At 58.4% G+C, this 20,811-nt stretch carries 11 protein-coding genes; 10 read left to right on the forward strand and 1 reads right to left on the reverse strand.

Translation table 11 applies throughout. From position 1 onward, the window contains the following. From IEN85_RS09050 to rfbA, 3 genes are all read left to right on the forward strand, one after another. Positions 1-923, forward strand: a 923-nt coding sequence (locus IEN85_RS09050; protein WP_191616626.1) for a sugar nucleotide-binding protein, incomplete at its 5' end; no start/stop codon positions are given. Between the two features lie 143 nt (positions 924-1,066). After that, complete coding sequence (gene rfbB / locus IEN85_RS09055; protein WP_191616625.1) at positions 1,067-2,173, forward strand: dTDP-glucose 4,6-dehydratase; 1,107 nt, start codon at positions 1,067-1,069, stop codon at positions 2,171-2,173. Positions 2,174-2,404: 231 nt separating this feature from the next. Beyond that, on the forward strand, positions 2,405-3,286 hold the full coding sequence (gene rfbA / locus IEN85_RS09060) for a glucose-1-phosphate thymidylyltransferase RfbA (RefSeq protein ID WP_191616779.1): 882 nt from the start codon (positions 2,405-2,407) through the stop codon (positions 3,284-3,286). Between the two features lie 923 nt (positions 3,287-4,209). Here rfbA and IEN85_RS09065 read toward each other — a convergent pair. Further along, on the reverse strand, positions 4,210-4,671 hold the full coding sequence (locus tag IEN85_RS09065; RefSeq protein ID WP_191616780.1) for a hypothetical protein: 462 nt from the start codon (positions 4,669-4,671) through the stop codon (positions 4,210-4,212). A 1,260-nt stretch (positions 4,672-5,931) separates the two neighbouring features. On the opposite strand from IEN85_RS09065, the gene xrtC reads away from it, so the two are divergent. The 7 genes from xrtC to IEN85_RS09100 all read left to right on the forward strand — a co-directional run bounded on the left by xrtC (position 5,932) and on the right by IEN85_RS09100 (position 20,800). Beyond that, complete coding sequence (gene xrtC, locus IEN85_RS09070; RefSeq protein WP_191616781.1) at positions 5,932-6,822, forward strand: VPDSG-CTERM-specific exosortase XrtC; 891 nt, start codon at positions 5,932-5,934, stop codon at positions 6,820-6,822. Positions 6,823-7,430: 608 nt separating this feature from the next. After that, entirely contained in the window at positions 7,431-10,004 is a 2,574-nt protein-coding gene (locus IEN85_RS09075) for a tetratricopeptide repeat protein (protein WP_191616782.1), read from the forward strand. A gap of 1,134 nt (positions 10,005-11,138) precedes the next feature. Beyond that, positions 11,139-13,250, forward strand: a complete 2,112-nt coding sequence (gene prsK / locus IEN85_RS09080) for an XrtA/PEP-CTERM system histidine kinase PrsK (protein WP_191616783.1) — start codon at positions 11,139-11,141, stop codon at positions 13,248-13,250. Between the two features lie 973 nt (positions 13,251-14,223). Next, complete coding sequence (locus tag IEN85_RS09085; RefSeq protein WP_191616784.1) at positions 14,224-14,904, forward strand: VPDSG-CTERM sorting domain-containing protein; 681 nt, start codon at positions 14,224-14,226, stop codon at positions 14,902-14,904. A 986-nt stretch (positions 14,905-15,890) separates the two neighbouring features. Beyond that, positions 15,891-17,249: a PEP-CTERM-box response regulator transcription factor gene (gene prsR, locus IEN85_RS09090; protein ID WP_191616785.1), complete on the forward strand. Its 1,359-nt coding sequence runs from the start codon at positions 15,891-15,893 to the stop codon at positions 17,247-17,249. Between the two features lie 78 nt (positions 17,250-17,327). Next, complete coding sequence (gene glmS, locus IEN85_RS09095; protein WP_191616786.1) at positions 17,328-19,178, forward strand: glutamine--fructose-6-phosphate transaminase (isomerizing); 1,851 nt, start codon at positions 17,328-17,330, stop codon at positions 19,176-19,178. Positions 19,179-19,657: 479 nt separating this feature from the next. Then, on the forward strand, positions 19,658-20,800 hold the full coding sequence (locus tag IEN85_RS09100) for an IS110 family RNA-guided transposase (protein ID WP_224772532.1): 1,143 nt from the start codon (positions 19,658-19,660) through the stop codon (positions 20,798-20,800). The last annotated feature ends 11 nt before the right edge of the window (positions 20,801-20,811 follow it).

The following is a 20,811-nucleotide window of genomic DNA, read 5'->3' on the forward strand; positions in this document are numbered from 1 at the left end:
TCATGATAGCACTCGTAGGTTCCACCGGCTACGTCGGTAGCGCATTTCGCCAATTGCTCGAGGGCAAGGGCGTCGCCTTCAAAACGCTTAGCGGCCGCCAGATCGCTAACGGGTCCAAGAAGGACTTCGCCGACGCCCTCAAGGACGCCGGCGCCACCTTCCTGGTCAACTGCGCCGGCTACACCGGCAAGCCCAACGTCGACGCCTGCGAGCTGGACAAGGGGAACTGCCTCGACGGCAACGCCGTACTGCCGGGCGTGATACGCGAGGTCTGCGGCGACCTGTCCATCGGCTGGGGCCACGTCTCCAGCGGCTGCATCTTCGGCGGCGAGCGCCCGGGAGGCGGCGGCTGGCGCGAGGACGACGCACCGAACTTCTCCTTCCGCAAGCCGCCTTGCTCCTTCTACAGCGGCACCAAGGCCTTGGGCGAAGAGGTGCTCGGCTACCGCGAGGTCGACCGCGGCGACGGCCAGTGGCCCGCCTGGGAGCACGAGTCCTCTCCCGAAGGCTACGTATGGAGATTGCGGATACCGTTCAACCACCTCGACAATCCCCGCAACTACCTGACCAAGGTGCAGAGCTACGCCACCTTGCTGCAGGCCACCAACTCGCTCAGCCAGCTGGAGGACTTCGTGGCCGCCTGCTACGAGTGCGTGGAGAAGCAGGTTCCCTACGGGATCTACAACGTGACCAACCCCGGGGCCGTCACCACCTCCCAAGTGGTGGAGCTGATCAAGAAGACGGGCGTCAACGGCAAGGAGTTCCAGTTCTTCGAGGACGAGGCGGACTTCATGTCCAAGGCGGCCAAGACCCCGCGCTCGAACTGCGTGCTCGACGAAAGCAAGCTGCGCGACGCCGGCGTCATCATGCGACCCGTCGAGGAAGCCCTCGAGTGGTCCCTCAAGAACTGGCGGAAGGCCTAAGTTTTCCTGAACCGCGAAGTTCGCCAAGAACGCTAAGAAGAATCGGAGCGTTCTTGGTCCTCAACTTTAAATCTAATTCCTGCCTTCAAACCCTTAGCGACCTTCGCGTCCTTCGCGGTTAAAACCAAACACTTCCTCTCCCTATGAACTCCATCCTCGTAACCGGCGGCTGCGGCTTTATCGGCTCCAACTTCATTCGCGTCCTGCTGCGCGACGACGCCAAGCTCCTCAAGGAGAGGGGCTTCGACCGCGTCGTCAACGTCGACTCGCTCACCTACGCGGGCAATCCCGCCAACCTAAGCGACTTCGAGTCCAGCGACGCCTACGTCTTCTCCCATTCCAGCATCCTGGACCAGGACACGACTGCCTCCCTCATAAAGGAGCACGGCGTCAGCGCCGTCGTGCACTTCGCCGCCGAAAGCCACGTGGACCGCTCCATCGACACGCCCGAGCCCTTCGTGGAGACCAACGTGACCGGCACCCTGCGAATGCTGGAGGCCGCCCGCCACCACTGGGCCAAGCTGGAAGGCGAGGCCAAGGAGGCCTTCCGCTTCCTGCACGTCTCCACCGACGAGGTGTTCGGCACCCTCGGCCCCAGCGACCCGGCCTTCTGCGAGACCACGCCCTACGCGCCCAACAGCCCATACTCCGCGTCGAAGGCCTCCAGCGACTTCCTGGTGCGCGCCTACTACCACACCTACGGCATGCCGGTGGTGACCACCAACTGCTCCAACAACTACGGCCCCTTCCAGTTCCCCGAGAAGCTGATCCCTCTGGTCACGCTCAACGCCCTGGAGGCCAAGCCGCTGCCCATCTACGGCGACGGCAAGCAGATCCGCGACTGGCTCTTCGTGGAGGACCATTGCACCGGCATCCTGGCCGCCTTGGAAAAGGGAGCCCTCGGCGAGACCTACTGCATCGGCGGGCGCAGCGAGATGGAGAACATCCAGATCGTGAAGCGCATCTGCGCCCTGCTCGACGAGCTGGCCCCGGTCTCCGGCAACGAGGCGGCCCAAAAGGCCGGCATCGCCAAGTACGAGGACCTGATCACCTACGTGAAGGACCGTCCCGGCCACGACCGCCGCTACGCCATCAACTGCGAGCGCAGCGAGAAGGAGTGCGGCTGGGTTCCGGCCGAGACCTTCGAGAGCGGCATCCGCAAGACGGTGCAGTGGTACCTGGACAACCAGGACTGGTGCCGCGACATCGCCGAGAAGAAGTACGCCCGCGAACGCCTCGGCAACAGCTGACTTTGGAGTGACCGCTAAAGGCGCCAAACAACGCTAAAATGGCTGACCTGATTCAGAAGGACGAATGCTATCGCGTGGTCGGCGCGCGCTTCGAGGTCTACAGAAACAGTCGAAGCATATCCAAGACTCCGCGTTCTCCGCGTCCTCTGCGGTTCATCCCTCATCCACGCTTCAAAAGGCTGTAGCGACCTTCGCGGTTAAAACTCCTCAACCAAATTTCCTCCTAACACTATGTCCACCAAGCCAAGAAAAGGGATCGTCCTCGCGGGCGGTTCGGGAACCCGCCTCTATCCGTGCACCATCGCCGTGTCCAAGCAGCTGATGCCGATCTACGACAAGCCGATGATCTACTATCCGGTCTCGCTGCTGATGCTGGCGGGCATAAAGGACATCCTGATCATCTCCACGCCCCAGGACACGCCGCTTTTCGAGCGCCTGCTCGGCGACGGCTCCGCCTTCGGGGTCAACTTCAGCTACGAGGTGCAGCCCAGCCCCGACGGGCTGGCCCAGGCCTTCCTGATCGGCGAGGAGTTCCTCGACGGCGCCCCGGCCGCCCTGGTCCTGGGCGACAACCTCTTCTTCGGCCACGAGCTGGTGCGCACCCTCAGAAACGCCGACGCCCGAACCGACGGGTCCACCATCTTCGGATACAACGTGGCCAACCCGACCGCCTACGGCGTGGTGGAGTTCGCCCCGGACGGCAAGGTGCTCTCCATTGAGGAGAAGCCGGCCCAGCCCAAGTCCAACTACGCGGTGCCGGGCCTCTACTTCTACGACGAGAAGGTGGTGGAGTACGCCAAGCAGGTGAAGCCCTCGGCGCGCGGCGAGCTTGAGATCACCGACCTCAACCGCATCTACCTGGAGAAGGGCGCCTTGAACGTGGAGCTCTTGGGCCGCGGCACGGCCTGGCTGGACACGGGCACGCACAAGAACCTGATGGAGGCGGGCCAGTTCGTGCAGGTGATCGAGGAGCGCCAGGGGCTCAAGATGGCCTGTCTGGAAGGCATCGGCTACGAGAAGGGCTGGCTGACCCGCGGGCAGCTCGAAGAGCGCATCGAGTTCCTGGGCAAGACCAGCTACGCAACCTACCTCAGGCAGCTGCTGAGAGATTAAAAGAGAACGGCAGCGGCCGATGCCGCAGGTTGGGGCGACACCTCAACTTGCTCGCTTCATAGCGGGGGAACCATCTTGGTCCCGCATCTACTCGATTTTGGGACCTTAATCCGTCTTCGCTGCAAAAGCTACGCCGAGACAATTGGTCCACTACATTGTCCAAGTTATGAGAAACGGTCAGGTTGGCTTCCGTCTTCGTTTCACTCCGCCGTGACAAGTCCGTCTACACTCGGCTACGCCGCGACACGGTCTCCAACGGTACCTGCGGCGTGAGGCTGATGTTTCGTCGCGCTAGCACTCCTCCTACCGAAGCCGGAGGCTTGCACTTGAGGAGTGCCAACGAGGAAACATGTCGTCGACAAGTGGCTTCGCACTTCGTTTGAGCGTCGCTTTGCTTGAAACCTCGGTGCTGCAGAACAAACGCTGTTGCCCTACAAATACCATTCTTACTGTTCCCTGTAGGCCGATGCGGACCGGGTGGCACCGGTCCCTCCAGAGCAAAAAATGGCGCTGACGACTGAATTTGTCACTTCGTTCGGTACCACGTCGTCCGCGCCCATCCGCCTGCCCTGTCCTAGACTCTGAGGCGAGCGAAGCTCGGACTCCAAGGGAGCTTGTCGTGCGGGCGGTTGAAACACGGTCCTGGTAGGGCGGACTGGCCCAGTCCGCCGCAGAGAAATGATCCTGCAACGCGGCTGTCTGGGCCCTTGGACTTTGCTCAGGCTAGACCAGACAGCCCTACCCTCGTGAATACAGGAAACAGTTTTAATGACACCCGTCCATCTGGGCGACCTGGAAGGTCACGCCACCATCCACTCAATCAGCAATCCGTAATTAGCAATTAGCAATCAGCCATCGACAATCTTCCATCAGCAATGCGACCGAAGTGAGTTCTCGCTTCCTACAATCGGGGCACTTCTGCACTAAGATTTTCCGAACCGGCGGCGAGTGGTCACGATGAGCCCCACAGCGAGGGCTAGGGCCGACAAGCTAGAAACGGCGTCTGGCACGCACTCTACGATTTCCCACTCGACATAGTAGTCGTCCCCACGAGTGATGGGGCTGTGGGCATCCTTGAAGGTCAGCTTGGAATCCACCTTGGTTTTCCAGTTCCCCCCGCTGAGGAGACTCAGCTGGTTCTTGGTCAAGGTGATCGTTTGGCAGGCGATGAAGTCATCGAAGATGATATCTGATTCGTACAGGCAGATCTTGATGCACAGGGTCTTGAAATCCAGGTAGTCGCCGCCCGCAAAACCGTAGGTCACGCAGACATCGTCGCCGCTTGAGGTAATTTCTGGTCCGGGTTTCGGCCCCGTGATAGTGATGGCGGAGGCCGCGCTTGCTGAGAATAAGAGGATGAGGAGGTATAGGGGTATCTTTTTCATGCCTTCTGAAGCAGCATCAGAACTGCCAACTCCAGAGGGAGGACGCCCCCTCAGCCCCTTAGCCCCTACCCACGAATACGTTGCCGATCCTGCCTCGCTTCTGAAGCTACCTCCGAGCTGAAGTCGTTCTGTAAGAAATATGAACACTTCTCGGAATACCAGACACCTTGCGGCACGGACCGGGTGGCACCGGTCCCTCCAGAGCAACCATAATGCAGGGACGACTGCCACGTCGTCCGCGCCCACCCCACAACGGGACCCAGATCCGTCTTCGCCTACCACGGCAACAACGCGACCTGGAAGGTCCCGCCACCATCGATTTCAATCCGCAATCAGTAATCTTGGCTGTGGGAAGTGACCTTGTCGAAGACCCAGAACTCGCCGAGGGGCGGTTGAAACACGGTCCTGGTAGGGCGGACTGGCCCAGTCCGCCGCAGAGAAATGATCCTGCAATGCGGCTGTCTGGGCCAGACAGCCCTACCCTCGTGAACACAGGAATCAGTTTTAATGGCACCCGTCCATCTGGGCGACCTGGAAGGTCCCGCCACTTTATCAGAAATCAGCAATTAGCAATCAGCCATCAACAATCCACCTCCGCGTCCTGCGCGGTTCAAACCACGCAACCCGATCATCGGTGCAAATCAGAGCTATCGGTGGTTTAAAAAGCAGTGCAGGTTCCAACTCCGGCCCACATCGCGCGACCTGGAAGGTCCCGCCACCATCCACTCAATCAGCTATCCGCAATCGGTAATCGATAATCACAAAAAAAACCTCCGCGTCCTCTGCGTCCTCCGCGGTTAAAATTTACAACCCGGTCAAACCCGATCCCAACCACACAACCCGAGCATCTGTGCAAATCTGTGTCATCAGTGGTTACAAAAGAACACACAACCAAATCTCAAACCCTCCGCTCCTCCGTGGTTCAAAATTTACAACCCGATCAAACGCGCTCCCAAGCCTCCCTACCCGATCCGAAAAGTTTGCGAGCTTCTCTCTCAAGAAAAGCTAGTCAGATCTACTTAGAGCTGCCTAACTCGCCTTAAGTAACTGCCGACGGCGCCGCTATATGGGATGGCTGCCGCCATCCATTGATAATTACTGATTTACTACCGAGCCTAAGCGACACTTGAGAAGTGCAACGACGAAACATTCAAAATTCCCTCAACCAAAGTGGCTGAAAAAACTCCGCGTACTCTGCGTCCTCTGCGGTTACCCAAACGTACGTTGCTCCAAGACCTGCTCGATCGCCTTTCGAAATAGATGCCTACAAAGAATCCTAACACCCAACTCGTTATCCTCGCTGTCGCGGTGGGAATCCTGTCCCTGCTTTTCCTGACGCCCTTGCAGTACCTGTGGACGCTCGCTCGCAGCAGCGACTTGTATTCGCACGTCATCCTGATCCCTTTTGTATCCATATACTTGGCATGGGACACGAGCCGCTTGAAGGAAATCGAGCCTTCCAGCCCGCGCAGGACACTGGCCTTGATCCCGCTCGGCATTGGCCTGCTCTCGCTCTTCGCCTTCTACCGCAGCAGCGCCAATCCGCTCGATCCCGAGCAAATCGAGAACTATCTCGCGTATTCAATCTTCGCTTACGTCTGTTTCATTGTCGCCAGCATTTTCACGCTTTTCGGAGTCAAAACGGTACGGGCCCAAATCTTCGCCATCCTCTTCCTCGTTCTCATCACCCCATTCCCCGTAGCGGTGCGGGAGGGCATACAGATCTTCTTCCAGCACACCTCCGCAGAGGTTTCCTACTGGGGCATCAAGCTGATTGGGGTTCCGATCTACCGCTCGGGCCTCATCTTCGAGATGCCGACCATCACCATGGAGGTGGCGCCCCAGTGCAGCGGCCTGCGCTCTAGCTTGGTCCTCTTCATCACCAGCTTGGTGGCGTCCTTTCTCTTTCTCAAAACCCCATGGAAGCGAGCCGTCTTCGTGTCGCTCTTCATTCCCATCGGCATCATTCGCAACGCCATCCGCATCACGGTGCTGGCCTGGCAATGCTACTACATCGATCCTGAAATGATCCACGGCTGGTTCCACAAGCAAGGCGGACAACCGCTCTTCGCCGTCACCCTCATTCCCGTATTCATCGTGCTCTGGCTCTTCCGGCAATCGGAGCGGAAGAAGGAGGTCGAAAAAACCTAAGCGCGAAGAGCGCGAAGGACGAACTGGACCAAATCCATCGAGCGCTAAATACGCTAATCCTCGCGAAAGCAAAAACGCAGCAAACGTGTTCCGACCGTCCCACCACGCGACCCAGATCCGTCTTCGCCTACGACGGCAACAACGCGACACGTCGCTCGATCACGAATCTCGTATCGGTGATCTATAATCCGATAATCCATAATCACAAAAAAAACTCCGCGTCCTTTGCGTCCTCTGCGGTTAACAAAACAACATAGCGTCATCAAACCCGATCAAACCAGAAACCTACCACACAACCCGATCATCGGTGCAAATCAGTGCTATCGGTGGTTCCGTCTTCACTACCCTACGCCGCGACAAGTAAAAAAATCACATCTCACGCGACCTAGATCCGTCTTCGCCTGACATTGTCAGCCATTAGTTATCGCGACACAAGGTCGCTTCCCACAGTCTCCAATCAGCAATCAGCCATTAGCCATTAGCCATTAGCCATTAGCCATCAACAATTCCCCTCTGCGTACTCGGCGGTTAAGAAAATATGAATTGCCCCGTTAAATCTTTGCGGTCTTCGCGTTCTTTGCGGTTAATTTCACCAACCTGTTAGCTTCATGAATCTAAAAACCCTTGCCACCTTACTCCTTGCCTCCCTCGGCTTCCTCTTCCTCGCCGGCTGCGGCGGCTCCGCGGACGTCGCCAGCCTGATCCAAAAGGCCGACGAGCAAATCGAAGCGGGCAAGCTCGCCGAAGCGGAGATCCTGCTCAAGAACGCCTTGCGGGAAGAGCCAAAGAATCCGCAAGCCCTTGCCTTGGTGGGCGAAGTCTACAAACAGCAAGGCCGCCTGCGCGACGCCTACCAGGTGCTCACCGCCGTCAAGCAACTCAACCCCGGCGACGCCTCTACCCTCGCCTCCCTCGCCAGCATCGAGCTGGCCGCCGGCCTGCGCGAGGAAGCCCTCGCCGACGCCCGCAAGGCCCTCGAGCTAGACCCCAGCCATCCGGAGGCGCCCATCCTGGTCGCCGAACTGGCAAGCGACCCGGCCAGCGCAGCCCAGACTACCCAATGGCTGGAGTCCCTGCCTGCCACCCCTTCCCTGCATGCCGCGATTGGTTCCCTCTACCTCAAAACGGGCAATCTGGCAGCCGCTAGCGAGCGCTTCGAGCAAGCGATCGAAGCCGATCCCAATTCCTATATGGGCTACACCGGCCGTTTCCAAATTTTGCTGGCCCAGCAAAAGCAGGAAGAAGCGGCAGCCGCCTTCGCCAAAGCGGCGGAAGTCGCTCCACCCCGCTCTGGCATTCGTATCCGCTACGCCCAGTATCTGCAGCAGACCGAGGGCGACGAGGCTTCCATGGCAGCTCTCGACGAGATCCTCGAAGCGGCGCCCGACTACCTGCCGGCGCTCTCCCAAGCCGCCGAACTGGCTGCCAAGATGGAGCAAGACGAAGTATCCAAGAAACTCGTCGACCGGGCCCTCAAGCTCGATCCCATCGATCCTACGGCTCTCCGCGTGAAAGGGACCCTGCTCGTTCTCGACGAGAAGATCGACGAGGCGATCAGCCAACTCGAGAAAACCCTCGAGCTCTACCCCGAAGACGTAAAGGCCAACTATCAGATCGCCCTCGCCTACCTGGCAAAGCGCGACCTTGGCAAAGCCAAGTCCCGCCTCGCCCGCGTGGTGCAAAGAGTCCCCGGCCACCTGGAGGCAAACGCCCTGCTCTCCACCATCCAAGTGCAAGAGGAGGACTACAGCGGAGCGATCATTACCCTAGAAAAATTTCTCGAAGCCAGCCCCAACTCCATGCAGGGCTACCTCCTGCTGGCTGAAGTCTACAACCGCAAGGGCGACAGCGAAGCGGCCGTGGCCATCTACAAGCAGCTGGAAGCGGCTCAACCGGAAAACCCGCAAATCGACTACCTCTCCGGGCTTTCCTACCTGCGCGGCCAGAACCGCAGCGGGGCCCGTTCTGCCTTCGAGTCCGCCTTGTCCACCAATCCGCTGCACCTGCAGTCCGTGGAACAGCTGACCGCCCTGGACATGGGCGAGCGCAATTTCGACGCGGCCCTCGAGCGCATCAACCAAACGATCGCAGCTTCCCCCGATACCAGCGTGCTCTACACCATTCGGGCCCAAATCCAGCAGTCCAAGGGCGACATCCCTGCGGCCAAGGCCTCCTTCGAAAAGTCAATCGAGCTCGATGGCAACAACCGTACCGCACGCACGCTCTACGCCCGCCTCCTGCGTTCCGAGGGCGACAACGACGGAGCCCTGAAACAGTCCCAAGCCATTCTCGAGAGCAACCCCAACGACATCGGGGCCATGACCACCATCGCCTCGATCTACGAAACGTCCGACCGCTACGAGGAAGCGGTAAAGCTCTACGAGAAGATGCTCACCGTAAACGCCAACTACCTGCCCGCCCTCAACAACCTAGCCTACTTGTACTCGACGAAGTTCGACAAGGCAGAGCAAGCCTTCGAGCTCGCCCAAAAAGCCCGCGAGCAGTCTCCCACCAGTCCTTACACCGCGGATACGCTCGGCTGGATTGTCTATCATCGCGGCGACTACCCATGGGCCCTTAGCTTGCTGCAAGACAGCTACAACAAGCTTTCCGACAATGCGGAGGTCGCCTACCACCTCGGCAGCGCCCGCTACCAGCTCGGACACCGCGACGCCGCAGTCCGCCTGCTCACCCAAGCCAGCTCGGACGCTTCGAATTTCACCGGCAAAGACACCGCCGAAGAATTGCTCGGTATCCTAAAGATCGATACCGACACCTATAGCGCTTCCGCAGTCAAGACCCTCGAGTCCAAGATCGCGGCCGACAAGAAGGATGCCCAAGCCCTCGCTTCCCTCGCGACCTTGCAATTGCGAAACGGAAACACCGCCCAAGCCCGCGAAGGCTTCAACCAGGCCCTCAAACTTAGCCCCGACAACGCCTTCGCCAAGGTGGGACTCGCAGAGATCCTCAGCGAAGATCCAGCCAATGCAGCCCGCATTTATACCATGGCCAGCGAGGCGAAGCAGTATCGAGCGGAAGAAACCCGAGCTCTGGCGCTGCAAGGCATCTCCTTGTCCCAGCAAGGCAAGCCAGACGCCGCCAAAACGCTGCTGCGCGGCATCGAGCTAGAAAAGCTGCCCGCAAGCTTGAAAGAACGCGTGGCAGGACTGCTGGGGAACTGATAAGGGCACCTTGCAACACGGACCGGGTGGTACCGGTCCCTCCCAAGCAAATAATAATGGAGGGACGACTGCCACGTCGTCCGTGCCCCCCATCACGGGACCAAGATGGTCCCGCCACAATTGAACAAAGTGGGGGAAGCATCTTGCTTCCGTACCTCTTTATCGGGTCAGGTTGATCACACAGTGGGATTCTCAATCGCATCCTGCACATTCTGCCGATCAAACCAACACGGACCGGGTGGTACCGAAGCAACGCGACACATTCACCGGTCCCTCCAAAGCAACCAAAATGGAGGGACGACTGCCACGTCGTCCGTGCCCAGCCCATCACGCGACCAAGATCCGTCTTCGCCCACGACGGCTACGCCGAGACACGTGGTCCCGCCGCTTTATCAGCAATCCGCAATCAGCAATTGGCAATTAGCAATCAACAATCCACCTCCGCGTCCTCTGCGTCCTCCGCGGTTAAAACCACACAACCCGATCATCGGTGCGAATCAGTGCTATCGGTGGTTAAAACAAATCAGTCTAACGGTGTCTTGGGACAAGCCACCCTACCCGATCCGCTCAATCACAAATCACTGATCAAAACCCAAGATCTGAGTAAATCTGGTGTACGATTAGAACACTGTCCTGGTAGGGCGGACTGGCCCAGTCCGCCGCGGAGAAATGATCCTGCAACGCGGCTGTCTGGGCCAGACAGCCCTACCCTTTTGAACACAGGAAACAGTTTTAAAGGCAGTAAATCTGAGCCATCAGCCTGCCCTGAGCTTGTCGAACGGGCGGTTGCAATGATCACACGACCGAATCTCAAACCCTCCGCGTCCTCTGCGTCCTCCGCGGTTAAAACCACACAACCCGATCATCGGTGCGAATCAGAGCTATCGGTGGTTCCGTCTTCACTACCTTACGCCGCGACAAGTAAAAAAACAAATCAGCCCAACGGTGTCTTGGGACAAGCCACCCTACCCGATCCGCTCGATCAACAATGCGACCGTAGGGAGTCCTCCCTTCCTACGCGTCCCATCTTTCGCGTGACAAGAGGGCTTCCACACGCATCTTTGGAATTCCGATCGTGACCGGCCTCGCCTCTCCGGCCCAGGCCTCCTTCTTGGTAAAAAAAGCTCCTCCACCTTGAACCTCCCTGTCCTCTTTTCCTTCGTCAGCGCCGCCGTTGCCGCGCTGTTCGTCTTCATCGCGCCCTTCAGCAAGAGTCGCGGAATCGCGATGTGGACCTTCGGCATCGGCATGCTGGTCCTCTCCGCCGAGCAACTGCTCACCGGACTTGCCTTGCGCAGCACGAACCCGCTGGAGATCGCCGACTTCATTCGCTGGCGCTTCATGGCCTCCGCTTTGCTGCCCGGCCTCTGGCTGCTCTTTTCCGCGACCTACTCGCGAGGCAACATCAAGGAGAAGCTGGGAAGGCGAATCCCCATCGTGCTTGCCGCCTTCCTGCTCCCGCTGGGCCTGGTCTTCTTCGCCCCCGAATCCCTCGCCCACCTGAGGCAGCACCCGGAGAAACCCTTCTCCTGGATCGTCACCCTCGATTGGGCAGGCTTCTTCCTGCACGTCTTCATGCTGCTCTCCATGATCGGGGCCTTGGTGGGACTGGAACGCACCTTTCGGGCTTCCGTGGGCACGCTGCGCTGGAAAATCAAGTTCATGCTCTACGGCATGGGCACGCTCTTCGCGGCCCGCTTCTTCACCAGCAGCCAAATCGTCCTGGCCCAGCAAATGGACCCTTCGCTCGACACCATCAACGCAGTGGCCCTCTTCGCCTGTTGCCTGCTGGTAGGACGCTCCGTGTTTCGCAAGGGCAGCTTCGAGATCGACCTCTACCCCTCGCAATCCATCATCAGCGGCTCCCTCGTCATCTCCCTGGCAGGTGGCTACCTGATCGCGGTGGGCGTGCTGTCCAAGGTGATCTCCCACTTCGGCGGCGACCAGGCCTTCGCCATCCAAACCTTCCTCGTGCTCATCGCCTTGGTGGGCCTCGGCATTCTGGTGCAATCGGATCGCTTTCGACAGCTCATCCGCCGCTTCGTCAGCCGCAACTTCCAACGTCCGCTCTACGACTACCGCACCCTCTGGCTGCGGCTTACCGCCACGACCGCCCAAAGCGTGCGACAGAAAGACATCTGCGAATCGACCACCAAGCTTCTGGCAAACCTCTTCGACACCAAGCTCACCAGTATTTGGCTGCTGGATACAAACGGAAGCAGCTTCCATCGCATTTCCTCGACCGACCAAGGCGAAGCGCCCAAGGACAATGCCCTTCCCCAAAGCATTCCGGCCGGCGAGATTCCCCTCAAGCTCGCCGACAAGCCAGAGCCGCAGTCCATCGAAGAATCCGATAAAGGCTGGGCCAAACCGATCCTCGAGTGCAACCCCAGCGTTTTTCCCGACGGCGGCGAACGCATCCTCGTCCCCTTGACCGGTCAAGGACGAGCCATCGGTTTCATCGTGCTCGGCGACCGAACCAATGCCCTGGAGTTCACCCAGCAGGAATTCGATACCCTTAGCTGCATCGGCGACCACATTGCCGCAAATCTGCTCAGCGCCGACCTCACTCGAAAGCTCGAGGAATCCAAGGAAATCGAAGCCTTCCAAACCATGGCGACCTTCTTCGTGCACGATCTCAAGAATGCAGTTTCGACCTTGAATCTGATGCTCAAGAACATGCCGTTGCACTGGGACAATCCAGAGTTCAGAGAAGACGCCTTGCGCGGGATCGGCAATACCAGCAACCGTATCACAGATCTCATTACACGACTCAGCCAAGTCCGCCACGAGCTGGAGATCTCTCCTTCCCCCACCGACCTCGAGGAACTGACCCAGGCAGCCATCGCCGAATGGGAAAAGCCCGCAGGAGTAGCGTTCAGCTCCCAGATCGCCAGCGGAATCAAGGTTTCTGCCGACTTCAAGAAACTGAAGAGCGTGGTCCTCAATCTCGTCATCAACGCCAGCGAGGCGATGGACGGGGTCGGCGAGATTTCCCTCAAGACCCAAAAAGTCGGCTCCCATGCGGAGATCGTAGTCAGCGACAACGGCTGCGGCATGAACCAGGAGTTCATCCGCAACGGACTCTTCCGCCCCTTCAAAACCACCAAGAAGAGCGGACTGGGCATCGGCATGTTTCAAAGCAAGATGGTGGTGGAAGCTCACGGCGGGAGCATCATGGTAGAGAGCGAAGAAGGCCAAGGCAGCGTATTCACTATCAGGATACCAGCAATCGGTGAGAATTGAAAATTGTTGATTGCTGATTGCTGATTGTGGGAGATGGCCTCATAACGCGGCAAAGCTCGAGCGAGAGCGACGCCTGTTGCGCCATGATTCTGCTAGTTGAAATCGCGACGCGAGGTCGCTTCCCACAATCCTAAATGGCGTGACAAGCACGCTTCCCACAAAATTAATCAGTTTGTCACGCCGATGCGGACCGGGTGGCACCGGTCCCTCCAGAGCAAAAAAGTGGAGGGACGACTGCCACGTCGTCCGCGTCCATCCGCCTGCCCTGTCCTAGACTCTGAGGCGAGCGAAGCTCGGACTCGAAGAGAGCTTGTCGAACGGGCGGTTGAAACACTGTCCTGGTAGGGCGGACTGGTTCAGTCCGCCGCGGAGAAATGATCCTGCAACGCGGCTGTCTGGGCCAGACAGCCCTACCCTCGTGAACACAGGAAACAGTTTTAAAGGCACCCGTCCTCTGCGTCCTTCGCGGTTCAAAAGACACAACCCGATCATCGGTGTAAATCAGTGCTATCGGTGGTTCCGTCTTCACTACCTTACGCCGCGACAAGTAAACAAAATCACAACCCACGGGACCAAGATTCGTCTTCGCCCTACGACGGCAACAACGCGACCCGTGGTCCCGCCACCATCGATTTCAATCAGCAATCAGCAATCGGTAATCTTAAAAACCTCCGCGACTAGCGGACTTAATGAATTTCTTCGCCCTTTGTTTGCCACCCCGCAGCAAGCTGTCGACTCCGTCGATCGCGGAGAGACCGCGACGGGGCATCACGGCAAACAAACGCTTCGCGCTTCGGGGCTTGATGAATCGCAAGATTCACCAACGAAGCAAGCTTCGAGGAATGTACACGATTGCGATTCAAAAAAGACCTTGAGTCATATCACCTACCGTATAAGTAATTAAACCATACACTTATGCAGGTTCTTCCATCCAATCGCCTGTACCTCCAACCCCCAACCTCAAAAAAATAGAATGAATACTGCTGTTACCCGCACGGCAAAGCTGTGCCTACTCTTCGCCCTCGCCACCTCCACCAGCTACTCGCTCAAAGCCCTCACTATCAACGACGTCTGGATCAACGAGATCAACTACGACGAACCTGGAACCGACACCGGGGAGTTTGTAGAGATTGCAGGAATCGCTGGCACCGACCTGAGTTCCCTCACGCTCGTCGAGTACAACGGAAACGGAGGTGGAACGAACGGCAGTCTATCCCTTACGGGAATTCTCGGCAACACCCATGCAGGATACGGCTTCCTATCCTTCTTGTTCCCGACGAATGGCCTGCAAAACGATGACGAAGGACTGGCCTTGGTGGAAGGGAGCACCGTGATTCAGTTCCTCAGCTACGAAGGCAGCTTCCAAGCGACGAACGGCCCCGCCAACGGTCAAACCAGCGCGGATATCGGAGTATCCGAAACGAACAGTACGCCTGCTGGCTTTACCCTTCAATTCCTCGGTCATGCCGACAACGGCAGCTGGACCGGCCCCATCGCTTCCACATCCGGATCGATCAATACGGGACAGGTGCTTCCCGACCTCAGCGCCAACAATCCTTCGGATTCCACGCCGGTTCCCAATAGCGGAGCAACGCTTGGACTGCTCGGTCTCGGCCTAGCTGCCATCGTTACCCTGAAGCGACGTAAGCCGTAAGCCCTTTCGAATCCCTCCGATTCGCTCTTGTATCCAATGCCCGTCTCGAAAGAGACGGGCATCTTGCATCGCGAAGCGGGCGCAAGCGACACGACACATGCACCGATCCCTCCAGAGAAAAAAATGGTGGGACGACTGCCACGTCGTCCGAGCTGCACCAATCACGCGACCTGGAAGGTCCCGCCACTTAATCAGCAATCAGTAATCAGTAATTACAAAAAACCTTCGCGTCCTCTGCGACCTCAGCGGTTAAGAAAACAACACAGCATCATCAGACGGGCTCCCCCAATCGGATCCCATCTGCGTCCACTTGTCTCGGCATAGCCCAGAGGGCGACGCCGGATCCGCGTCCATCAGCCTGCCCTGAGTTCATCAAACGGGCGGTTAAAACACGGTCCTGGTAGGGCGGACTGGCCCAGTCCGCCGCAGAGAAATGATCCTGCAATGCGGCTGTCTGGGCCAGACAGCCCTACCCTCGTGAACACAGGAAACAGTTTTAATGACACCCGTCCATCTGCGTTCTCAGCGGTTCAAAAGACACAACCCGATCATCGGTGCAAATCAGTGCTATCGGTGGTTTAAAAACAAATCAGTCCAACGGTGTCTTGGGACAAGCCACCCTACCTCGATCCGTAAGTGGAAATTATCATCTCACGGGACCAAGATCCGTCTTCGCCAACGACGGCTACGCCGAGACACGTGGTCCCGCCACAGTGTCGGGCATCAGTTATCGCGACCAAGGTCGCTCCTACAACCAAATCCCTTAGCGTCCATTCGTGGTCAAAACAACAATGCAGGAGCACCTCTGCGTCCTCCGCGGTTAAGAAATCCAGCCCTAGCATTAAAAATTCTGCTACAGAAAAAGCTTCATTTTCCGATCTTCTGATCGATACTGTAAGGTAATCCGACAGTACAAACACCCTAGTCTGTACCTAAACACTTACACCTTCCAGCCGGTCCCACCTCTTCCCCTTTCTCTCCCGCAAATGCCTGCTAACAAACCCAAGCTGCTCATCGTCGACGACGACGAGGAAATCCGCACCCAAATGCGTTGGTCCCTCGGGACCGACTACGAAATCTTCCAGGCGGGCAACCGCGACGGAGCGATCCAGCAATTCAAGGAGAACACCCCTCCCGTCGTCCTGCTCGACCTCGGACTTCCCCCGCGTCCCAACCTGGTGGACGAAGGCATGAACACCTTGGCGGAGATCGTGCAGATCGCTCCCAAGACCAAGGTCATCATTATTTCAGGTCAAGGCGAGCGCGAGAACGCCCTCGAGGCGATCGGTCGCGGGGCCTACGACTTCATGTCGAAACCGGTCGACACCGACGAGCTGCAGCTGGTGCTGAAGCGCTGCTACTACGTGGCCGACTTGGAACGCGACTACGTGTCAATGCAGCGCAAGCTGAACGAAGACGCTTTCGAGGGAATGCTCGGGACCAGCGAACCGATGCAAAAGGTCTTCAACTTGGTGCGCAAGGTCGCCACCAGCGACGCTCCGGTCATGATCTTGGGCGAGAGCGGCACCGGCAAGGAGATGGTCGCCAACGCCATCCACAACCGCTCCAGCAAGGCCGACGGCCCCTTCGTCGCCATCAATTGCAGCGCCATCCCGGAATCGCTCCTGGAGAGCGAACTCTTCGGGCACGAAAAAGGCTCCTTTACGGGGGCCGACAGCACCCGCGTCGGTAAGATCGAACAAGCGGACGGGGGAACGCTCTTCCTCGACGAAATTGGCGAAGTCCCTCTCAACGTGCAGGTTAAGCTGCTAAGATTTTTGCAGGAAAGCTACATCGAGCGGGTCGGTGGCCGAGAACAGATCCCCGTGAAAGCCCGCATCGTGGCTGCCACCAACGCCGACCTGAAAAAGGGCATGGAGGACGGGACCTTCCGCGAAGACTTCTATTTCCGCCTCTCCGTGGTCGAACTCAACTTGCCACCGCTGCGCGAGCGGGGCGAGGACATCGACTTCATCGCCACCAGCTTCCTGAAACGCTTCGCCGCGGAAGCCGGCAACGGCGGACTCAGTTTCAGCTCCGCCGCCCTGAAGGCCATTCGAGCCTATCCCTGGTCCGGCAACGTGCGCGAGTTGCAAAATCGGGTACGCCGGGCCGCCATCATGGCGGAAGGCAACAAGGTGGCCCCTGAGGACCTGCAACTTCCGTCCGACCGTAAACTCCCCTCCGGAACCACCCTCAAGGAAGCCCGCGAGGCGCTGGAAAAGGAAATGATTGAAGCGGCCTTGAAGAAGCATAAAAACAAGGTCACCGCCGCAGCCGCCGAGCTCGGCATCAGCCGCCCCACCTTTTACGAACTTCTAGATCGACTCGGGATCAAGAGATAGTTGTACCTTGCAATTAGAGGTGCGGAAATCCTGCGCCGATAAATTTTCAAACAGCCAAATCTAGAATCCCCCTAACATATGTGCGGAATAGTTGGATACATCGGGCGCGATAACGCCGCCCCCATACTTTTAAACGGTCTCAAGCGCCTCGAATACCGCGGCTACGACTCCGCCGGCATGGCCATCTGGCAGAAGGACGGCTCCATTATGCTCACTCGCCGCGTGGGAAAAGTAGCGAACCTCGCCGCCGCCCTTCCTGTCGACCAGGACGACGCGGGGCTTGGCATCAGCCATACTCGCTGGGCCACCCACGGGGGCGTGACCGAGCCCAACACTCACCCGCATAGCTCCTGGAACGGACTCATCCACCTCGTGCACAACGGGGTTATCGAAAACTACGAGCAGCTGAAGACCACCCTCTCCAGCAAGGGCGTTACCTTTAGCAACGAGACCGACTCCGAGGTCCTCTCCAACTTGATCGCCTACAATCTGGAAAACCTGGGCGAGGAAATCAGCGAGAAGAGCGTCTACAAGGCCATCCGCACCAGCCTCGCCGCGGTGGAAGGCACCTACGGCCTCGCCATCATTTGCTCCAAGCTTCCAGGAGTGCTCTTCGGAGCGCGCAAGGGCAGCCCACTGATTCTGGGCGTCGGCAAGAACGAGATGATGCTGGCTAGCGACGCCAGCGCGATCCGAGCCCGCACCCGCGAAGTCGTTTACCTCGACGACAACCAGATCGTCACCATCACCGGCGACAACTTCAACATCACCACCATGGAAGAAGCCGCGGTGGTGCCAGAAATCAGCACCATCTCCTGGAAGGACGAGGACGCTGATCTGGGCGAATTTGCCCACTACATGCTCAAGGAAATCCACGAGCAGCCAACGGCCCTGGAAAACGCCTTCCGCGGGCGCCTCGACATGAGCGAAGGCACCTGCAAGTTCGGCGGCCTCAATCTTTCCCGCCAAGACATTCGTCACATCGACCGCATCCTCATCGTAGCCTGCGGCACCGCCTGGCACTCCGGCTTGGTGGGCGAATACCTGATCGAGCGGTACGCCCGCATTCCTGTGGAAGTCGAGTACGCGAGCGAGTTCCGCTACCGTAACGCTCCGATGGACAAGAACACCCTGGTGATCGTCATCAGCCAAAGCGGCGAAACCATCGATACCTTGGAGGCCCAACGTGAGGCCCAACGCAAGGGCTACCACGTCATCGGCATCATCAACAACGTGGGCTCCACCATCGCCCGCGAAAACGACGGCGGCATCTACCAACACTCCGGACCGGAAATCGGGGTGGCTTCCACCAAGGCCTTCACCTCCCAGGTCCTCATCCTCTCCATGCTCTCCTGCTACCTCGGCCGCACCCGCGACCTTTCGTACGCCGAAGGCTGCAAGATGGTGAAGGCCGTGCAGGAGCTGCCCGCTCTCATCAAGCAAACCCTGTCCCTTGCGGACTCGCTGAAGGCGGTAGCCAAGGATTTCGCCAAGTACCAAGACTTCCTCTTTCTAGGACGCTTGGAAATGTTCCCCATCGCCCTGGAAGGCGCCCTGAAGCTGAAGGAAATCAGCTACATCCACGCGGAAGGCTATCCCGCTGCCGAGATGAAGCACGGGCCCATCGCCCTGATCTCCGAGGATTGCCCCAGCATCGTAATCGTTCCCGACGACGAGACCCTGAAAAAGAACCTCTCCAGCGTGCAGGAAGTGCGGGCCCGCAAAGGCAAGGTCATCATCATCACCGACTCGCACGAAATCCCCTCCTCCCTCGCCGACGAGATCATCATCGTGCCCAAGGCCCACAATTGCGTGCTGCCCATCCTCATGACGATTCCGCTCCAGTTGCTCAGCTATTACATCGCGGTCGAGCTCGGCAAGGACGTGGACAAGCCACGCAACCTGGCCAAGAGCGTCACGGTCGAATAAGCGATGCGGACCGGGGTGGCACCGGTCCCTCCAAGACAACAAAATGGAGGGACGACTGCCACGTCGTCCGCGCCCAGCCCATCACGCGACCAAGATCCGTCTTCGCCTACGACGACGTCGGATCCGTGTTCATCCGCCTGCCCTGAGTTCATCAAACGGGCGGTTTAAACACGGTCCTGGTAGGGCGGACTGGCCCTAGTCCGCCGCAGAGAAATGATCCTGCAATGCGGCTGTCTGGGCCAGACAGCCCTACCCTCGTGAATACAGGAAACAGTTTTAATGACACCCGTCCATCTGGGCGATCTGGAAGGTCCCGCCACTTTATCAGAAATCAGCAGTTAGCAATCAGCCATCAAACAATCCACCTCCGCGTCCTCTGCGACCTTGTAGGTTCCCCACCATTGATTTCCAGCTTTTTGAGCCCTTCCGAGAATGAGTCCATAACTCGTCGGAGGAAGGGCTCGAAAAGCCCTCTGCAAATGGCATTTTCAGAGGATGCCAGGATCGTTCGAACCGGCGGCCACCGGTCCGAACGCGTTTCGAGTGAGATCAATCTGCGTCCGGAGCCCTCATTGAGCGAGCTCAGCGCTGAGCAGCGATCCCTCGAAGCGACCTGGCTTGGATATCAAACAGTTGAAAGAGCCCGTCATCAAAGACGCGAGCTCACCTCTACAAGACAGATACAAGCCATGAATCCCACCGAATACGACATTATCGCAATCGACATATCGAAAGATACACTTGAAGCGCTCAGCGACAAGCGAAGTTTCAGCGTATCCAACAAAGCAGACGCCCTTAGCGAGCTGACCGACCACATCGCCACCTTCAAGACGCCCTTGGCCGTCTTCGAGGCGACCGGCGGATACGAGCGAATCCTCATGCAGCAACTCCTCGCCAAGGGCCTCCCCTTCGCCAGGGTCAACCCGGCTCGAGTGCGACACTACGCCAAGAGCGAGGGGGTCAAGGCAAAGACCGACCCCATCGACGCGCGCATGATTCGCAACTTCGCGAAAGAGAAGAACATACGACCCCAAACGCCTCCCTGCGAAAAACGCCAGCAGCTCGCCGCCCTGCTCGACCGCAGAAGCCATCTGAGCGAACAGCTAAGCCGCGAGAAAAACCGGCGGCAAAACAGCGATCCTCTCATCCACCCATCCATCGAGCGCATGATCGCGATCGTGCAGAACGAGCTTGAGACGATCGAAGAGGACATCAGGGAGCTCGTCCAAAGCGACGCGAAGATGCGCTCCCAGCAAGGCATCGCCCTCTCGGTCTGCGGCGTGGGCGAAGTCACGGCTTGGACCCTGCTCGCGCACCTCAGCGAGATCGAGTCCCTCAACAGGAACCAGATCGTCGCCTTGGCTGGAATCGCCCCCTTCAACGACGACAGCGGAAAGACCAAGAAGAAAAGACGCATCCAAGAGGGTAGAGCCAAAGTCAGACGGTGCCTCTACATGGCGACCAAAACTGCTGCGGTGCACAACGAAGTGATAAGACCTTACGTCCAGAAGCTCAGGGACAAGGGCAAGCCGTACAAGTGCGCCATCGTCGCTGGAATGAGGAAGATGCTCATACACATACAAAGCCTGTTCAAAAAACTTAACTTACAGCTTGCTCAGTGACACAGTTGCTC

This window comes from Pelagicoccus enzymogenes (assembly GCF_014803405.1).
GTDB lineage: Bacteria > Verrucomicrobiota > Verrucomicrobiia > Opitutales > Opitutaceae > Pelagicoccus > Pelagicoccus enzymogenes.